This is a genomic window from Ruegeria sp. AO1, assembly GCF_056535985.1.
Genome location: NZ_JBQFJC010000002.1, coordinates 447,924 through 465,233 on the forward strand (window position 1 = coordinate 447,924; position 17,310 = coordinate 465,233).

General features: G+C 60.0%; 13 protein-coding genes. 8 read left to right on the forward strand and 5 right to left on the reverse strand.

Annotated features, from left to right (window positions below):
- Positions 1-109: 109 nt before the first annotated feature.
- From ACR3FB_RS20255 to ACR3FB_RS20290, 8 genes are all read left to right on the forward strand, one after another.
- Positions 110-694 carry an ANTAR domain-containing response regulator gene (locus ACR3FB_RS20255; RefSeq protein WP_480566740.1) on the forward strand — a complete coding sequence of 195 codons (585 nt, stop codon included), beginning with the start codon at positions 110-112 and terminating at the stop codon, positions 692-694.
- Entirely contained in the window at positions 691-1,860 is a 1,170-nt protein-coding gene (locus ACR3FB_RS20260; protein WP_480566741.1) for an ABC transporter substrate-binding protein, read from the forward strand. The genes ACR3FB_RS20255 and ACR3FB_RS20260 overlap by 4 nt, the downstream gene beginning before the upstream one ends.
- Before the next feature lie 270 nt (positions 1,861-2,130).
- Positions 2,131-3,495 carry a CmpA/NrtA family ABC transporter substrate-binding protein gene (locus tag ACR3FB_RS20265; RefSeq protein ID WP_480566777.1) on the forward strand — a complete coding sequence of 455 codons (1,365 nt, stop codon included), beginning with the start codon at positions 2,131-2,133 and terminating at the stop codon, positions 3,493-3,495.
- Between the two features lie 74 nt (positions 3,496-3,569).
- Complete coding sequence (locus ACR3FB_RS20270; protein WP_170378572.1) at positions 3,570-4,652, forward strand: ABC transporter permease; 1,083 nt, start codon at positions 3,570-3,572, stop codon at positions 4,650-4,652.
- A gap of 5 nt (positions 4,653-4,657) precedes the next feature.
- Entirely contained in the window at positions 4,658-6,334 is a 1,677-nt protein-coding gene (locus ACR3FB_RS20275) for an ABC transporter ATP-binding protein (RefSeq protein ID WP_480566743.1), read from the forward strand.
- 4 nt (positions 6,335-6,338) lie between these two features.
- Positions 6,339-8,774 carry a nitrite reductase large subunit NirB gene (gene nirB, locus ACR3FB_RS20280; RefSeq protein WP_480566744.1) on the forward strand — a complete coding sequence of 812 codons (2,436 nt, stop codon included), beginning with the start codon at positions 6,339-6,341 and terminating at the stop codon, positions 8,772-8,774.
- Positions 8,771-9,103, forward strand: coding sequence for a nitrite reductase small subunit NirD (gene nirD / locus ACR3FB_RS20285; RefSeq protein WP_480566745.1), 333 nt, complete (start codon positions 8,771-8,773; stop codon positions 9,101-9,103). The genes nirB and nirD overlap by 4 nt, the downstream gene beginning before the upstream one ends.
- Positions 9,103-11,742, forward strand: coding sequence for a molybdopterin-dependent oxidoreductase (locus tag ACR3FB_RS20290; RefSeq protein WP_480566747.1), 2,640 nt, complete (start codon positions 9,103-9,105; stop codon positions 11,740-11,742). Before nirD ends, ACR3FB_RS20290 begins: the two co-directional genes overlap by 1 nt.
- Before the next feature lie 136 nt (positions 11,743-11,878).
- Here the strand turns inward: ACR3FB_RS20290 and glnT are convergent, their stop codons facing one another.
- From glnT to ACR3FB_RS20315, 5 genes are all read right to left on the reverse strand, one after another.
- A complete protein-coding gene (gene glnT, locus ACR3FB_RS20295) occupies positions 11,879-13,207 on the reverse strand; it encodes a type III glutamate--ammonia ligase (protein ID WP_480566748.1) in 1,329 nt (442 codons plus the stop codon).
- A gap of 81 nt (positions 13,208-13,288) precedes the next feature.
- Positions 13,289-14,617, reverse strand: a complete 1,329-nt coding sequence (locus ACR3FB_RS20300; protein ID WP_480566811.1) for an FMN-binding glutamate synthase family protein — start codon at positions 14,615-14,617, stop codon at positions 13,289-13,291.
- Positions 14,618-14,637: 20 nt separating this feature from the next.
- Positions 14,638-15,321, reverse strand: a complete 684-nt coding sequence (locus ACR3FB_RS20305; protein WP_480566750.1) for a protein GlxC — start codon at positions 15,319-15,321, stop codon at positions 14,638-14,640.
- 1 nt (position 15,322) lies between these two features.
- The gene (locus ACR3FB_RS20310; RefSeq protein WP_480566751.1) at positions 15,323-16,246 is read right to left on the reverse strand and encodes a class II glutamine amidotransferase; all 924 of its coding nucleotides are present in this window, start codon (positions 16,244-16,246) and stop codon (positions 15,323-15,325) included.
- Between the two features lie 206 nt (positions 16,247-16,452).
- Positions 16,453-17,076, reverse strand: coding sequence for a helix-turn-helix domain-containing protein (locus ACR3FB_RS20315; RefSeq protein WP_480566752.1), 624 nt, complete (start codon positions 17,074-17,076; stop codon positions 16,453-16,455).
- Positions 17,077-17,310: the final 234 nt, after the last annotated feature.

Here is a 17,310-nt window from a genome sequence, read left to right on the forward strand (position 1 = left end):
ACGCACTCAGACGTTGTTCGCCCAAAAATTGATCTACACTTGTGGTCCCTTTGCAAGCGCAGCAATCGATCTGTTGCCAACCCCATGCGGCGCGCCCAACTGACTCCGTATGAGCCAGAACCTGACAGTTGTTGTCGTAGAACAGAACCAAGACCGGGCCTTTGCCATCGTGGATGCGCTGAAGGAATCCGGCGATGTCGATGTGTTCGTGATCGGCAATGCCTCGGGATTGGCGCGTAAGATTGCCACCCACAGCCCCGATATCGTCCTGATTGATATCGACAACCCATCGCGCGACATGCTCGAGGAATTGACGGTCGCGTCCGGCCCACTGGAGCGTCCCGTCGCCATGTTTGTGTCCGGCGCAGCCGGGGGGTTGGCAAAAGCCGCTGTTGAAGCGGGTGTTTCAGCCTATGTGGTCGACGGCCTGCAGGCTGAGCGGATCAAGCCGGTGATCGACACGGCCATCGCCCGGTTTCAGTTGCTGCGCCAGATGCGGACCGAACTGGCCGAGACCCGCCGCGCTCTGGAAGAACGCAAGGTGATCGACCGCGCCAAAGGATTGTTGATGAAGGCCAAAGGCGTGCCCGAGGATGAGGCCTATGCCCTGTTGCGCAAAACCGCGATGAACCAGAACCGCAGGGTGGCCGAGGTCGCCGAAGCGTTGGTTACGGCCTCGGGGTTGCTGTCATGAGAACGGTCACGCTGCCCGTGGCTTACATGCCGCTGGTCGATGCCGCCCCATTGATCGTCGCGCGCGAGATGGGGTTTGATCATGCCGAGGGTATCTCGCTGGATCTGCGCCCTGCCCCATCCTGGTCGTCCCTGCGCGACATGCTGGCCTTTGGGCATGTGGACGCGGCGCACCTGCTGTCTCCGGTGCCGGTTGCCATGGCCTTGGGACTCGGCGGCATCGCAACGCCGCTATCGGCCGTGTCGGTGCTGTCGATGAATGGCACCGTGATTGGAATTGGCACGCAATTGGCCGGACGGTTGGCACATCAGGGATATGGCTTTGACTTTGCCGATGCCGCCAAAGCCGGCGCGGCATTGGCCAAAGCCGCCGGAGACGTTCTTGTCTTTGGCGTCCCATTCCCTTTCTCGATGCATGTCGAACTGCTTCGCTACTGGGTGGCGGGAACACCGCTGGCCTCGAAAAAGGTGGAAATCCGCACTGTACCACCGCCATTGATGGCGCAGGCGCTCGCAGGAGGAGAAATCGACGCCTTCTGCGTGGGTGAGCCCTGGGGATCCTTCGCGGTCGACGACAATGTCGGTACCCTACTTCTACCGGGCCAGGCGATCTGGACCTGCGCGCCGGAAAAGGTGCTGGCCGTGCGCAACGACTGGGCCGAGACCGAGCCGCATCTGCTCGGCAGTCTGATGCGGGCCGTCTGGCGCGCCGGGCGTTGGCTATCAAGTGAAGACAGCCGCACAACCGCGTCCGAGATGCTGTCCCGCAAATCCTATCTCAACGTCTCGCCCGAACTGATCGACCGCGCCCTGATGGGAGAGTTTACGATCACTGCCCGCGGCGAACAGCGCCATCTTGAGGGGTTCGTCGAGTTCTTTGATGGGGCCGCCACCTTCCCATGGCGCAGCCAGGCGAAATGGATTGCGCATCAATTGGCTCTGCGAAACGGGCTGGATGTCACAACCGCTGAGCGTCAGGCCGCCAAGGTCTTTCGCAGCGATCTTTATCGTCGTGAACTGCAAGGGCTGGGCGTGGAATCACCAGGCGCCTCGGAAAAGCTGGAGGGCGCGCTGCCTACCTCGACTGCTGTGGCCTCAACTCATGGCAGCCTGATTCTACCCCCTAATGTCTTTTTCGACCGGCGCATTTTCGAGCCGACCGGTTAAGATTGCCTAATTTTTTTGCAGCGCAGCATTCGGCAGTGCTGCATTGCAGAAAAAGTACCTCTGAAATGCCAAAAAAGGATGACGACCCAAACCCGACAAGGCTTAATCGGGTCAACGGCAGGCAACGACGCCCACCGTAAGAATTCGCCCGCCGAAATGGGCATCCACCAAGAGCAGAGCCGCTCGACCACCCGCCAATCCTCCCGGCGGTGTGTGTCGGCGGCTTTTTTGTTTGCCCAAAGCGATTGGGCTGAACCGAAAGGGATCGAGATGAAAAAGCTACTTCTGGGCCTTATTGCGTCTACCGCGCTTGTCTCTCCGGCATTGGCCGAGCTGGAACTGGAAAAAGACGAGCTGACCTTCGGCTTTATCAAGCTAACAGACATGGCGCCGTTGGCCGTCGCCTATGAACAGGGCTATTTCCTGGAAGAAGGTCTGTTCGTGACGCTGGAAGCCCAAGCCAACTGGAAAGTGCTACTGGACGGCGTGATTGGCGGGCAGCTGGACGGCGCGCATATGCTGGCGGGCCAGCCTTTGGCGGCGACCATCGGATACGGGACCGAAGCCCATATCATCACGCCTTTCTCAATGGACCTGAACGGCAACGGCATCACCGTCTCAAACGAGATTTGGGAAGAAATGAAGCCCAATATCCCAAAGATGGATGATGGCCGCCCGCAGCACCCGATCAGTGCTGAGGCCTTGGCACCGGTCGTTGAGAAATACAAATCCGAAGGCAAGCCGTTCAACATGGGCATGGTCTTCCCAGTTTCGACCCATAACTACGAGCTGCGCTACTGGCTAGCCGCTGGTGGTCTGCATCCGGGGTATTACAGCCCCGAAAACGTAACCGGCCAGATCGGCGCGGATGTTTTCCTGTCTGTGACGCCTCCGCCGCAAATGCCCGCCACTTTGGAGGCCGGTACGATCTACGGCTATTGCGTGGGCGAGCCTTGGAACCAGCAGGCCGTGTTCAAAGGTATCGGCGTCCCGGTCATTACCGACTATGAGCTTTGGAAGAACAACCCAGAAAAGGTCTTCGGCATCACAGCCGAGTTCGCCGAAGAGTATCCAAACACCACTCTGGCCGTGACCAAAGCGCTGATCCGCGCGGCGCAGTGGCTGGATGAAAACGACAACGCCAACCGCCCCGAGGCGGTCGAGATCCTGAGCCGTCCGGAATATGTGGGCGCGGATTATGACGTCATCGCCAACTCGATGACCGGCACGTTCGAATACGAAAAGGGCGACAAGCGCGAGGTTCCCGATTTCAACGTGTTCTTCCGCTACAATGCGACCTACCCGTTCTACTCGGACGCCGTCTGGTACCTAACTCAAATGCGCCGCTGGGGTCAGATCGCCGAGGCCAAGCCCGACAGCTGGTATGACGAAGTCGCCAAGTCAGTCTACAAGCCCGAGATCTACCTTGAAGCCGCGCGCCTGCTGGTTGACGAAGGTCTGGCGAACGAGGCTGATTTCCCCTGGAACAGCGACGGCTACAAAGCCCCGACCCCGGCCGAGGATATCATCGACGGTATCGCCTATGACGGCCGCACCCCCAACGCCTATCTCGAAAGCCTCTCCATCGGTCTGAAGGGCGAGCAGAAGATCGTCGGTTCCGACGTACAAGGCTAATTCCCCAAAACGCCGCGCCCGGCCCTCGTCGGGCGCGGACCCAAAAGTGCCCCGCCATCGCAAGGACACATCAGATGACAACGGTCGATCCCGAATTCAACGCAGACGCTGCCAGAGAGGAACGTCGCGCCCGCCTTTTCACCCGCATCAACGCAGCCGACAAATGGTTTCAGGTGTTGGGCCTTAGCTGGGCCACGCCCGTCCTGAAGGCCGCCGCAGGAGACAACCCACGCGCCCAGATGACCGAGATTTGGCGATTGTTGATCGTTCCCCTGCTGTCGATCTGTGCCTTTCTGCTGCTCTGGGCCACGCTGGCCCCGAAAGTACAGACTTCGCTTGGTGCGGTCCCCGGACCCGCGCAGGTTTGGAGCGAAATGGTCAGCCTGAACGAAGACGCACAGGCCAAGGCCGCCAAACGCGCCAAATTCGAAGCGATGGTCGAAAAGCGCAACCAAAAGTTCATTGATGCCGGTCAGCCCGAAAAGGTGAAGGAAGTCGCCTTTACCGGGGCACCTTCGTACTACCAACAGATCTGGACCTCGATAAAAACGGTGTTTTTCGGCTTTCTGATCGCCACAGTGGTCGCCGTGCCGCTTGGCATTGCCGCTGGTCTTTCCCCGACCGCCAATGCCGCGCTGAACCCGCTGATCCAGATTTTCAAACCGGTGTCTCCGCTGGCTTGGTTGCCGATCGTCACCATGATCGTCTCGGCCGTTTATGTCACCAATGACGGCTGGTTCGCGAAATCCTTCCTGATCTCGGCCATCACCGTGACACTCTGTTCGCTGTGGCCCACGCTGATCAATACATCGCTGGGTGTAGCCTCCATCGACAAGGACCTGGTGAATGTCTCCAAGGTGTTGAAAATGAACACCTATACCAAGATCACCAAACTGGTTTTGCCTTCTGCCCTGCCCCTGATCTTCACAGGCCTGCGCCTGTCGCTGGGCGTCGGCTGGATGGTCCTGATCGCGGCGGAGATGCTGGCGCAGAACCCCGGCTTGGGCAAGTTTGTCTGGGATGAGTTCCAGAACGGCTCGTCCAGCTCGCTCGCAAAGATCATGGTTGCGGTCTTCACCATCGGCATCATCGGTTTCCTGCTGGACCGGGTGATGTACGCACTGCAATCCCTGTTTACCTTCACGAATAACCGGTGATCGAGATGAGCATTCTGAGCTTCAAGAACGCCTCGAAATCCTTCGGTGAAGGCACCGCACGCACCGATGTGTTGAAAGGCATCGATCTGGACGTGCAAGAGGGTGAGTTTCTGGTGATCCTCGGCTTCTCGGGCACCGGCAAGACGACCCTGATCAACCTGATGGCTGGTCTGGATACGCCGACCAAGGGCGAGGTCACGTTCAAAGGCGCTCCGATCAAGGGGCCGGGCCCAGAGCGTGGTGTGATTTTCCAGAACTACTCGCTGATGCCATGGCTGACGGTCAGCGGCAATGTGGGGCTGGCGGTGGATACGGTCTTTCCGGGCCTCAGCAAACTCGAGAAAGCCGAGAAGGTCGCGCATTATGTGAAGATGGTGGGCCTCAGCCACGCCGCAACGCGCCGCCCTGCAGAACTGTCCGGCGGTATGCGCCAGCGAGTCAACGTGGCGCGCGCTTTGTCGATGAACCCCGAAGTTCTGCTGTTGGATGAGCCTTTGTCGGCGCTTGACGCGCTGACCCGCGCCAATCTGGCGGATGAGATCGAACATATTTGGGAGGCCGACAAAAAGACCTGCGTGCTGATCACCAACGATGTCGACGAGGCGATCATTCTGGCTGACCGCATCATTGCGCTGAACCCTGATGGGACTTTGGGACAGGAGTTCCGCGTGTCGATTCCCCGCCCACGCGATCGGGGTGCGATGAACAACGATGAGACCTTCAAACGCCTCAGGGCCGACGTCACCAAGTACCTGATGGATGTGGGGATCGAAGCCAAGGTCGAAGGCTCTCGTATCCTGCCGGATGTCACCCCAATCCACGGTGTTCCAACAGCGGTCGCCGAGGCGCAGAAGGGGATGATCGAGAACCGCTTCCTCGACTTCTCGCAGCTGCACAAAGTGTATCCGACGCCCAAAGGCCCTCTGACCGTGGTCGAGGATTTCGACCTGAAGATCGACAAGGGCGAGTTCATTTCGCTGATCGGCCATTCCGGCTGCGGTAAGTCCACGGTTTTGACTATGGCTGCGGGTCTGAACGCCATCTCGAAAGGCGCGATCAAGTTGGATGGCCGTCACGTCGAAGGGGCTGACCCGGAACGCGCGGTGGTGTTCCAATCGCCAAACCTGTTCCCCTGGCTGTCTGCCAAGGAGAACGTCGCGATTGGCGTCGACAAGGTCTATCCCAAGGCCAGCATCGCCGAGCGGCAGGACGTGGTGGAGTACTATCTGGAACGCGTCGGTCTGGCTGACGCGATGGACAAATCCGCCTCCGACCTGTCGAACGGCATGAAACAACGTGTCGGTATCGCGCGCGCCTTCGCCCTATCCCCGAAACTGCTGCTGGACGAGCCCTTCGGGATGCTCGACAGCCTGACGCGCTGGGAATTGCAGGAAGTACTGATGGAGGTCTGGTCCCGCACCAAGGTCACCGCCATCTGCGTGACCCACGACGTTGATGAGGCGATCTTGTTGGCTGACCGCGTGGTCATGATGACCAACGGGCCTCAAGCGACCATCGGCAAGATCACCAAAGTCGACCTGCCGCGCCCACGGACCCGCAAGGCCCTGTTAGAACACCCAAACTACTACGCCTACCGGCAGGAAGTTCTGGATTTCCTCGAAGAATACGAACACGGCGCCAAGCCCAAAACACCCGCCCCCAAGGCGATTGCAGCGGAGTGAAACCATGAAACAAAGACTTGTTGTCATCGGCGCAGGGATGGCCTCGGGCCGGGTGCTGGAGCACCTGACCGACGCCGCGCCGGATGCGTTCGACATCACCCTGTTCAACGCCGAGCCGCGCGGGAACTACAACCGAATCATGCTCAGCCCGGTCCTGTCGGGCGAGAAAACCTATGAAGAGATCGTCACCCATGACGACACCTGGTATGCCGAACGCGGCATTTCCTGCCGCTTTGGCGAGCAGGTGGCCAAGATCGACCGTGAGATGAAGGTGGTCGAGGGCGTCAACGGACATGTGCCCTACGACAAGCTGATCGTTGCGACAGGGTCAAATCCGTTCATCATCCCTCTGCCCGGTCATGATCTGGACGGTGTGATCGCCTATCGCGATCTCGAAGACACCCAGCGGATGATGGGCATGGGTTCGGGCAACAAGGTTGTCGTCATCGGCGGAGGTCTGCTGGGGCTTGAGGCCGCTGCGGGCATGGCTACGCATGGGGTCGACGTGACCGTGGTTCACATCATGGGCCATCTGATGGAGCGTCAGCTGGACGAAGCCGCAGGGTATCTGCTGAAGAAGTCGCTGGAAGACAAACGCATCAAGATTTGCCTGCAGGCGAACTCCAAGGAAATCCTCGGGCAAGATGGCAAAGTCCGCGCGCTGCTTCTGGACGACGGGACCGAATTGCCATGTGACCTGCTGGTCATGGCCGTGGGTATCCGCCCCAATACGTCGCTGGCGCAAGAGGCTGGTCTGGCCACCGGGCGCGGTATCCATGTGGACGACCAGATGCTGACCTCGGACCCGGATGTCTACGCCGTGGGCGAATGCGTAGAACATGACGGGGCGGTCTTTGGCCTTGTCGCGCCGCTTTACGATCAGGCGAAGGTGGTGGCGCAGGCGCTGTTGGGCGAAGAAGCTGCGTTTGTTCAGAAAACCCTCTCGACCAAGTTGAAGGTCACCGGCTGCGATTTGTTCAGCGCGGGCGACTTCGCAGACGCGCCAGGGCGTGAGGATATCGTGTTCCGCGACCCCTCGCGCGGGGTCTACAAGCGGCTGGTCATCGAAGAGGACCGCCTGGTCGGCGCGGTCATGTACGGTGACACTGCCGATGGCAGTTGGTTTTTCGGCCTGATCAAGGACGGCACCAGTATTGAAGTCATGCGTGAGACGCTGATCTTCGGGCCCGCCTATCAGGGAGGCGATACCGCGGACCCTCTTTCAGCCGTTGCAGCATTGCCGCCTGAGGCGGAGATTTGCGGCTGCAACGGCGTATGCAAAGGTGACATTGTCGAGGCGATTAACGCGGGTGCCAGCGATCTGGGCGCCGTGCGTGCAAGCACCAAGGCCAGCGCATCCTGCGGGACGTGCACGGGGCTGGTTGAACAGGTGTTGCAAGTCACTCTGGGCGATGAGTTCCAAATGCCAACGGCGCAACCGATCTGCGGATGCACCGATCTGACCCATGAAGATGTGCGCCGTCTGATCAAGGGGCAGGAACTAAAAAGCCAGGCCGCCGTTTGGCAAGAACTAAGCTGGACAACGCCGAATGGCTGCCATGTCTGCCGTCCGGCGATCAATTATTACCTGCTGGCCGACTGGCCTCTGGAATATCAAGACGACCCGCAAAGCCGCTTCGTCAACGAACGCAAGCACGCCAACATCCAAAAGGACGGCACTTTCAGCGTTGTCCCGCGCATGTGGGGAGGCATCACCACCCCCGAAGAATTGCGCGCCATCGCGGATGCGGCGGACAAATACGACGTGCCCACGGTGAAAGTCACCGGCGGTCAGCGCATCGACTTGTTGGGCGTGAAGGGTGAAGATCTGCCCGCCATCTGGTCTGATCTGAACCAGGCCGGTCTGGTCTCGGGGCATGCTTATTCCAAGGGGCTGCGTACCGTCAAAACCTGCGTCGGCACCGATCATTGCCGCTTTGGCACGCAAGACAGCACGGGTCTAGGCATCAAGCTTGAGAAAATCCTGTGGGGCTCCTGGACCCCGCACAAGCTGAAATTGGCGGTGTCAGGTTGCCCGCGCAACTGCGCCGAGGCGACCTGCAAGGATATCGGTGTGGTCTGCGTGGAATCAGGGTACCAGATCAGCATCGGCGGGGCCGCCGGTATGGACGTCAAAGAGACCGAGCTCCTGTGTCAGGTTCCAACTGAAGACGAAGCGATCGAGGTCGTGATGGCCGTCACTCAGGCCTATCGCGAAGGCGGCAAGTATCTGGACCGCTTGTATAAATGGCTGGGCAAAGTGGGCATGGACTGGGTCAAGGCTCAGGTCGTCGAGGACCGGGAGAACCGTGCCGCTCTGGTCGAACGGTTCGAACTGTCCCAAAGCATCTACCGCAAGGATCCGTGGGCGGAACACGTCAAAGACAAGGCGCAGACCTATGCGCCGATCGCAGATTTCACACTGGAGGCCGCGGAATGAGCTGGATTGACATCGGACATATCGAAGACATCCCACTACGTGGCGCGCGTTTGGTAAAAACGCATATCGGCTGTATCGCGGTCTTCCGCACCGCCGAGGCCGAGGTCTTCGCCGCCACCAACAGCTGCCCCCACAAAGGCGGGCCGCTGTCCGAGGGGATCGTGCATGGGCATTCGGTCACCTGCCCTCTGCACAACTGGGTCTTCGACCTGAACACAGGTCAGGCGCAGGGCGCTGACGAGGGGCAGATCGCCACCTATCCGGTGCGTCTCGAAGGCGGGCGCATCCTGTTGGATGCCAGCACAGTCTCTCACCGGAGCGCCGCCTGATGGACGGCACTGGCCTGCCCGAGGTCCGCTCGACCTGCGCTTATTGCGGGGTCGGCTGTGGCGTCCTGCTGCGCCCCGACGGGGCCGGAGGGCTGGCCGTACGCGGCGACCCGGACCACCCGGCAAACCATGGCCGGCTCTGTTCGAAGGGCTTGGCTTTGGGTGAGACCCTTGGCCTCGACCACCGCCTGCGAAACCCGCGCGCATTTGGTGAGGATGTCAGCTGGGATGACGCCCTTGAACTGGTTGCGGATCGGTTCTCATCGGCGATCAAGGCGCACGGGCCGGACAGTGTTGCTTTCTACGTCTCGGGGCAATTGCTGACCGAGGACTACTATGTCGCCAACAAGCTGATGAAGGGGTTCATCGGGTCGGCGAATATCGACACCAATTCGCGGCTCTGCATGGCATCCACCGTGGCCGGGCACAAACGCGCTTTTGGCACAGATACCGTGCCCGGGACCTATGAGGATCTGGATCAGGCCGATTTGGTTATTCTGGTCGGCTCAAACCTCGCGTGGTGCCATCCGGTTCTCTATCAACGGCTCATGGCGGCACGTCAGGCGCGTGGGACCCGGATCGTTGTGATCGACCCGCGCAGAACGGCAAGTTGCGATCAGGCGGATCTACACCTGCCTCTGGCACCGGGCAGCGATGTGGCCCTATTCAACTATCTGCTTGGCCGCATTCACGAATCCGGAAAGGTCGACGCGGGTTTTCTGAGCCATACGAAAGGGTTCACCGACGCATTGGCCGCCGCGCAAAAGGACAACCCGGCGGCGACCGATCTGGATCAAAAAGACCTCGACACCTTCTGCGACATGTGGATCAGGACCGAGCGCGTGGTCACGATCTTTAGCCAAGGTGTCAATCAGTCTTCCAGCGGGACGGACAAGGTCAACGCGATCCTGAATTGCCATTTGGCTGCGGGCCGGATCGGTCGACCCGGCATGGGGCCGTTTTCCGTCACCGGGCAGCCGAACGCCATGGGCGGGAGAGAAGTCGGTGGGTTGGCCAATATGCTCGCCTGCCATCTGGATATCGAAAACGAAAACCACCGCGCGGCGGTTCAGCGGTTCTGGGCTGCGCCAAATATGCCCAAGAAACCGGGGCTGAAAGCCGTCGATCTATTTCGAGAGATTGAGAAGGGACAGATCAAAGCCCTCTGGGTGATTCATACCAACCCCGCCGTCACCATGCCCGAGGCCGACCGGGTGCAGGCCGCCATCAAAGCCTGTCCCTTCACGGTTGTCAGCGACCTGACCGAACACACAGACACAGCCCGCGTCGCAGATGTGGTGTTGCCCGCAGCTGGATGGGCCGAGAAAAGCGGCACCGTCACCAATTCGGACCGCACGATCAGCCGCCAGCGCGCCGTCCTGACCCCTCCGGGCCATGCGCGGGCCGATTGGGATATCCTCGCCGAAGTGGGCCGCCGTATGGGATGGAAAGAGGCATTCGACTATACCTCGCCCGCGCAGATTTTCCGCGAATATGCCGCTTTGTCATCCATTGCCAAACCCTTTGGGCGCGATTTCGACATCTCTGGATATGTGGACCTGTCGGACGACGACTATGCCGAGCTGCAACCAACCCGCTGGCCGGTGACGCCGGACGGCACCGGAGGTAGATTCTTTGGCGACGGGCAGTTCTTCCACCCGGACGGCAAAGCCCGCCTGATCGCGGTCAGCCACAGACCACCCGAGGCGAAGACCTCTAAACGCTACCCGTTCCTATTGAACACCGGGCGTACGCGGGACCAATGGCACACCATGACCCGATCTGGCCTGTCACCACGCCTGTCGTCGCACCTTGCTGAGCCTTTCATTGAGGTTCACCCCGAAGATGCGGCTCGTCTCGGGCTAGACCCCGACAGCTTGGTCGAGGTAAAAAGCGCGGTCGGGGCTTGTATCTTCCGGTTAAAGACATCCGATGCCGTCGCGCCCAGACAGGTGTTTGCGCCGATCCACTGGACGGGCGAAACAGCCCCCTCGGCCCGTGTCGATGCATTGATGCCCGGCGTCACTGACCCGGTATCAGGCCAACCCGAAAGCAAAGCCGCCGCAGTGTCCCTGCACCCCATGAAGGCGGGTTGGTATGGTTTTGCAGTCTCCGCAACACCTCCGTCACCATCGGCAGAGTATCGGGCAACGGCGAAAACCGAAAACGGCTATAGAACAGAGCTGGCAGGCTATGAGATGCCCACCGACTGGGAGAAAACGGCCCGAGACTGGTTCCAACTGCCTGACGCCCTGTCCACATCGGTCGAAGACCCCAAGCGCGGGTCGTTCAGGATCGCCCTGTCAGACGGTCCGCGCGTTCTTGCCGTTCTCTATGTATCTCGAGAACCTGTGACCCTGATGAGGGAGTATCTCGCAACCCTGCCTGATGCCGAGGCTCATCAGCTCCTGTCCGGACGATCCGCAAATGGCGTCGAGGATGGCGGGCCAATCGTCTGCTCCTGTTTCGGGGTCGGACTCAATACGATCGTCCGGGCCATCGGTACCCAGAACATCGGTGATGTCGATGAAATCGGCAGGCTACTGCTGGCGGGCACAAACTGCGGCTCATGCCGCCCGGAACTGTCAGGATTGCTTGCCAAGCATTCGGTCCCGATCTTGCAGGACGTCGAACCTTAGGCGCAGGACCTATTCTGGGTCCTGTAATGCCGCCAATTTCTCCACACAGATAAGCATATTGGCGCGTGGCCCTGTGCGCCAACGCCGTGGCCGAAAAGACCAAGGCCGCAGCATTTGCTGCGGCCTCTTTTTGCTCTCAGATATCGAGAGTATGTTGTTTTTCCCAGTTTGAGAAGTGGGATACAAACGAGTTCCACTCCTGATGCTTCATCTTCAGGAAAGCGCTTGAGAACTCCTGCCCCATCATTTCTTTCAACTCGGCGTCCTTGTCGTATTCGCGCAGGCCATCCAGCATGTTCAGCGGCAGTTTGGGCGCGTCGGTGACCGTGTGGCCTTCGGCATACATGTCGATGTCATAGCGCGGTCCCGGATCAGCCTTGCTGCGGATGCCCGACAGACCGGCGGCGATGATCACTGCCTGCAGCAGATATGGGTTCGCCGCCCCATCGGGCAGGCGCAGTTCGAATCGGCCCGGGCCGGGGACGCGCACCATATGAGTGCGGTTATTGCCGGTCCATGTCACCGTGTTGGGCGCCCACGTGGCCCCCGACATGGTGCGCGGTGCGTTGATACGCTTGTAGCTGTTCACCGTCGGGTTGGTGATCGCCGCCAGAGCGCTGGCATGTTTCATGATGCCACCGAGGAAATACTTGCCCTGCTCGCCCAGACCAACCTCTCCGGTCGGGCCGTCGCCTTCGCCTGCAAACACGTTGGTCTTCGCATCCATGCCCGGCGCGTCCCAAACCGAGATATGGGCGTGGCAGCCATTGCCTGTCAGCCCCTCGACCGGCTTGGGCATGAAGGTAGCGCGTAGCCCGTGCTTCTCGGCCACGGATTTGGTCATGAACTTGAAGAAGGAATGCTTGTCCGCCGTTTTAAGAACATCATCGAATTCCCAGTTCATCTCGAACTGGCCATTGGCGTCCTCGTGGTCGTTCTGATACGGACCCCAGCCAAGGTCCAGCATGTAGTCGCAGATCTCGCGCACCACGTCATAGCGGCGCATCACGGCCTGCTGATCATAACAGGGCTTTTCGGCAGTATCGAACGGGTCGCTGATCTGTTCGCCATCGGGGGTCAGCAGGAAGAACTCGGCTTCGATGCCGGTTTTTACATGCAGGCCCATCTCGGCGGCCTCCTCGATCAGACGGCGTAGCACGTTGCGTGGGGCTTGGGCCACATCCTGCCCCTCCATCACGCAATTACCGGCAACCCAAGCGACTTCGGGCTTCCATGGCAGTTGAATCACCGAGGACGGGTCCGGCACCGCCAGCATGTCGGGATGCGCGGGGGTCATATCCAGCCAAGTGGCGAACCCGGCAAAACCGGCGCCCTCTTCCTGCATGTCGGCAATGGCTTGTGCGGGAACCAGTTTGGCCCGCTGTCCACCGAACAGGTCGGTGAACGAAATCATGAAATATTTGACGCCTTTTTCTTTGGCGAAAGCTGCCAGATCTGTCGTCATGGTCGGCCTTCCTTTCCCTGTTTATCAATCCCAATAGAAGAAAGACGCAGCCTCGTGGGACCGCGCCTTCCGAATGTCAGATCAGAACCCGGCCTTGCCCGGATACCAGTCGGTGCCTGCCAGGGGCACTTTTGCCATCGCAGCCGCCTCCATCGTCAGGGCACACAAGTCCTCGGGTTCAAGATTGTGCAAGTGATTGTGGCCGCAGGCCCGCGCGATGATCTGCGCCTCAAGCGTCATGACCTTCAGGTAGTTGCGCAGCCGTCGCCCGGCATCAACCGGGTCAAGACGCGCGGCAAGCTCGGGGTCCTGAGTGGTGATGCCCGCGGGGTCCTTCCCTTCATGCCAGTCGTCATAGGCCCCGGTTGTGGTGCCCAGCTTCTGATACTCAGCTTCCCATTTCGGGTCGTTGTCGCCAAGGGCAATTAGAGCCGCCGTGCCTATCGCCACCGCATCCGCGCCAAGCGCCATCGCCTTGGCCACGTCTGCCCCGGTGCGGATACCGCCCGAGATCACAAGCTGCACCTCGCGATGCACCCCCAAATCCTGCAGCGCCTGCACTGCGGGTCGGATACAGGCCAGCGTCGGAATGCCCACATGTTCGATGAACACATCCTGCGTGGCCGCCGTGCCGCCCTGCATGCCGTCCATGACAACCACATCGGCTCCGGCTTTTACCGCCAGTGCGGTGTCATAGTAAGGCCGCGTCGCGCCGACCTTGACGTAGATTGGCACCTGCCAGTTGGTGATCTCACGCAATTCGAGGATCTTGATCTCAAGATCATCCGGCCCGGTCCAGTCCGGGTGGCGACAGGCCGAGCGCTGGTCGATCCCCTTGGGCAAGGTCCGCATCTCGGCCACGCGGTCGCTGATCTTCTGGCCCAGAAGCATGCCGCCGCCGCCGGGTTTGGCCCCCTGCCCCACCACGATCTCAATCGCGTCAGCCTTGCGCAGGTCGTTGGGGTTCATGCCATAGCGCGAGGGCAGATACTGATAGACCAGCTTGGTCGAGTGGCCGCGTTCCTCGGGCGTCATACCGCCATCGCCAGTCGTGGTCGAAGTGCCGGCCGCTGAAGCGCCGCGGCCCAAGGCCTCTTTGGCCGGTCCCGAAAGCGCGCCAAAGCTCATACCTGCGATGGTGATCGGGATATCCAACTGGATCGGGTTCTTGGCAAAACGCGTGCCCAGCGTCACCGAGGTATCACAGCGTTCGCGATAGCCCTCCAGCGGATAGCGTGAGACGGAGGCCCCCAGAAACAGCAGGTCATCGAAATGCGGTACCTTGCGTTTGGCGCCTCCACCCCGGATATCATAGATACCGGTGGCCGCCGCGCGGCGGATCTCGGCGTTGATCGGGTTGGAAAAAGTCGCCGACTGGATCGGCACGGTGCGGGGGGTCTGATCGTCCATATCTTTCATACCCTTCATCCTTAATAAGCGGCCGAGTTGTCGACGTCGAAGTTATACAGCTGACGCGCCGAGCCATAGCGTTTGAACTCTTCCGGCTTGGCATCGCTGCCTGCGCGGTCAAGCAGATCCTTCAGGATCTCGAGATGCTCTGGGCGCATCTCTTTCTCGATACAATCCGCGCCGAGGCTTTTAACCGAGCCGCGCACGAACAGCCGCGCCTCGTAGAGGGAATCCCCCAGCGCGTCGCCAGCATCACCGCAAACCACCAGATTGCCCGCCTGCGCCATGAAGGCCGACATATGGCCGATGTTGCCATGCACCACGATGTCGATCCCCTTCATCGAGATCCCGCAGCGCGAGCTGGCATTGCCCTTGATCACCAACAATCCACCGTGGCCCGTGGCCCCAGCGTATTGGCTGGCATCGCCATCGACGATGACCTGACCCGACATCATGTTTTCGGCCACGCCCGGCCCGACCGAGCCTTCGACCCGAACTATCGCCTGCTGGTTCATGCCCGCGCAGTAGTAGCCGGTCGAGCCCTTCACCGTCACTTCGATCGGCGCGTCCAACCCGACCGCAATGGCGTGGCTGCCCTTGGGGTTCACCACCTGCCAGTTGGTTTGGTTGGTCTCTTTGCTTTGCTCCTGCAGGGCGGCGTTCAGCCCACGCAGGCCGTCCGCCTCAAGATCATAGGTCTGCATGTCAGGCGGCCTTTTTGTTGGGAGTGTCTGTGTGGGACCAGAAGTAGACCGTCGCCGGCTCCGGCTCCCACACGCGGGCATCTTCGATGCCGGGCAGGTTCACCAAGGCTCGGTATTCACTTCCGAAGGCCACATATTGATCGGTTTCCGCCATGACCGCCGGTTTGCAGGCAATCGGGTCACGGACCACGCCGAACCCGTCCTTGGTGCCGACGACAAAGGTGAAGAACCCGTCCAGATCCTCAAGACTGCTTTCCAGCGCCTCGCCCAGAGACGCGCCATTCATCATTTTCCACGTCAGGTAAGCGGCGCCCACCTCGGTGTCGTTCTCGGTCTGGATATGCACGCCCTCACGGCGCAGCTTGCGCCGCAATGAGTTATGATTGGACAGCGATCCGTTGTGCACCAGACACTGATCATCCCCGGTGTTGAACGGGTGCGCACCCATCGTGGTCACCGCTGATTCAGTGGCCATTCGCGTGTGGCCGATCCCATGCGTTCCGGTCATGCCGCTCAGCTCAAAACGAGCGGCAACATCTTTGGGCAGACCGACCTCCTTGTAGATCTCAAGGCTTTCTCCGCGGCTCATGATCCGGACGGAGGGGCGGATTTCGGCTAGCGCAGCGCGCGCGGCCTCGAACTGATCGCCCGGGATATCCAGCACTGCATGGGTGTCGTTGATCGTCTGGGTCACGGACGTGTTCAGCCGTTGACCCAGCTCATCCGCCAGACTGGCAAAGTCCTGTTCGGGGTTTGCAGACTGAACGGTGACTTTCGTAGTGCCCTGAGTTGGATCGCCATAAATGGCGATACCAGCGCTGTCCGGGCCACGGTCGGTCATGGTGATCAGCATATCCGTCAGCATCTCGCCCAGCTTGGGCGACAGTGACTGGTCTTTAAGGAATAGTCCGACAATTCCGCACATGGCAGACAGCTCTCCTTGCGTGTTTCGTTGCGCGTGTACGCTAGCAACAAAACATCCGATCCTCAATAACTATAGGAAATGTTTTTTCCTAACAGGAAAATTTTGCCCAATTTCTGAGCGATCCCTTACAAGCCACGGCAAGAGAGCCCGGCCAACATAGCTGTAGGCCTAGCGAATTGATTATCAGCACTCTGATAAAAAGCGGATCAGCTTGTCTGAGGGTAGCTGATCACCGACAGGTACCGCGCTGGCAGGCTTACCAGTCGCTCCGGCCCATGCGGCGCATCCGCATCGAAGAACAGAGTATCGCCGGGTTTCAATGGGTAAACCTCATCGCCATGGCGATAGTCCACCTCACCCTCCAGCATGTAGATCGTTTCGATCCCGCCATGCTGGAAGGTTGGGAAAACATCCGATTCCACAGTCAGAGTGATTAGATAAGGCTCAACAATCACGCCCGAACCATTGGCGCCTAGATGGCCGAGAAGGTTGTATTGGTGATGGGCCCGCGTGCCTTCGCGCTCTAGCTCGACGCCTTCACCGGCCTTGGTGTGGACAGCGTCGCGACGCTCTTCAAACCGGCGAAAAAAGCTGGTCAGCGGAACCGACAGCGCATCGGCCAGCAGTTGCAGTGTGGTCAGCGAAGGCGACGTGTTGCCGTTTTCGATCTTGGACAGCATCCCGATCGACAGGCCGGTTACCTGCGCAAGCTCGGCGACCGTTGTGTTCTGTTGCTTGCGAAAGGCGCGAACCTCGCGACCGATGGCCACTTCCAGAACCTTTTCCCGGTCACCGGACCGGATCGAATGAGGATCCTGCGTGAGTTTCATAATAGAGGCTCTGTCGTTTGGGTTGGCCGTCATATCCACTGCCCTTGCTACAAGTGTTTGAGCCTGATCGGCAAGGCGCTGAGCCTGCAAGTTGGATAGCGAAGCCTTTGGCGAAAGTCTATTGCCCGCCAAAGGGCAGGAAGAGTTGAGGGCATTGCCAACCTCCAACGCCGCATAAGCATGCATTGGATCGCACGCGGTCACCTTCCAAAGCGTGACACGTTCGGCAGCGGC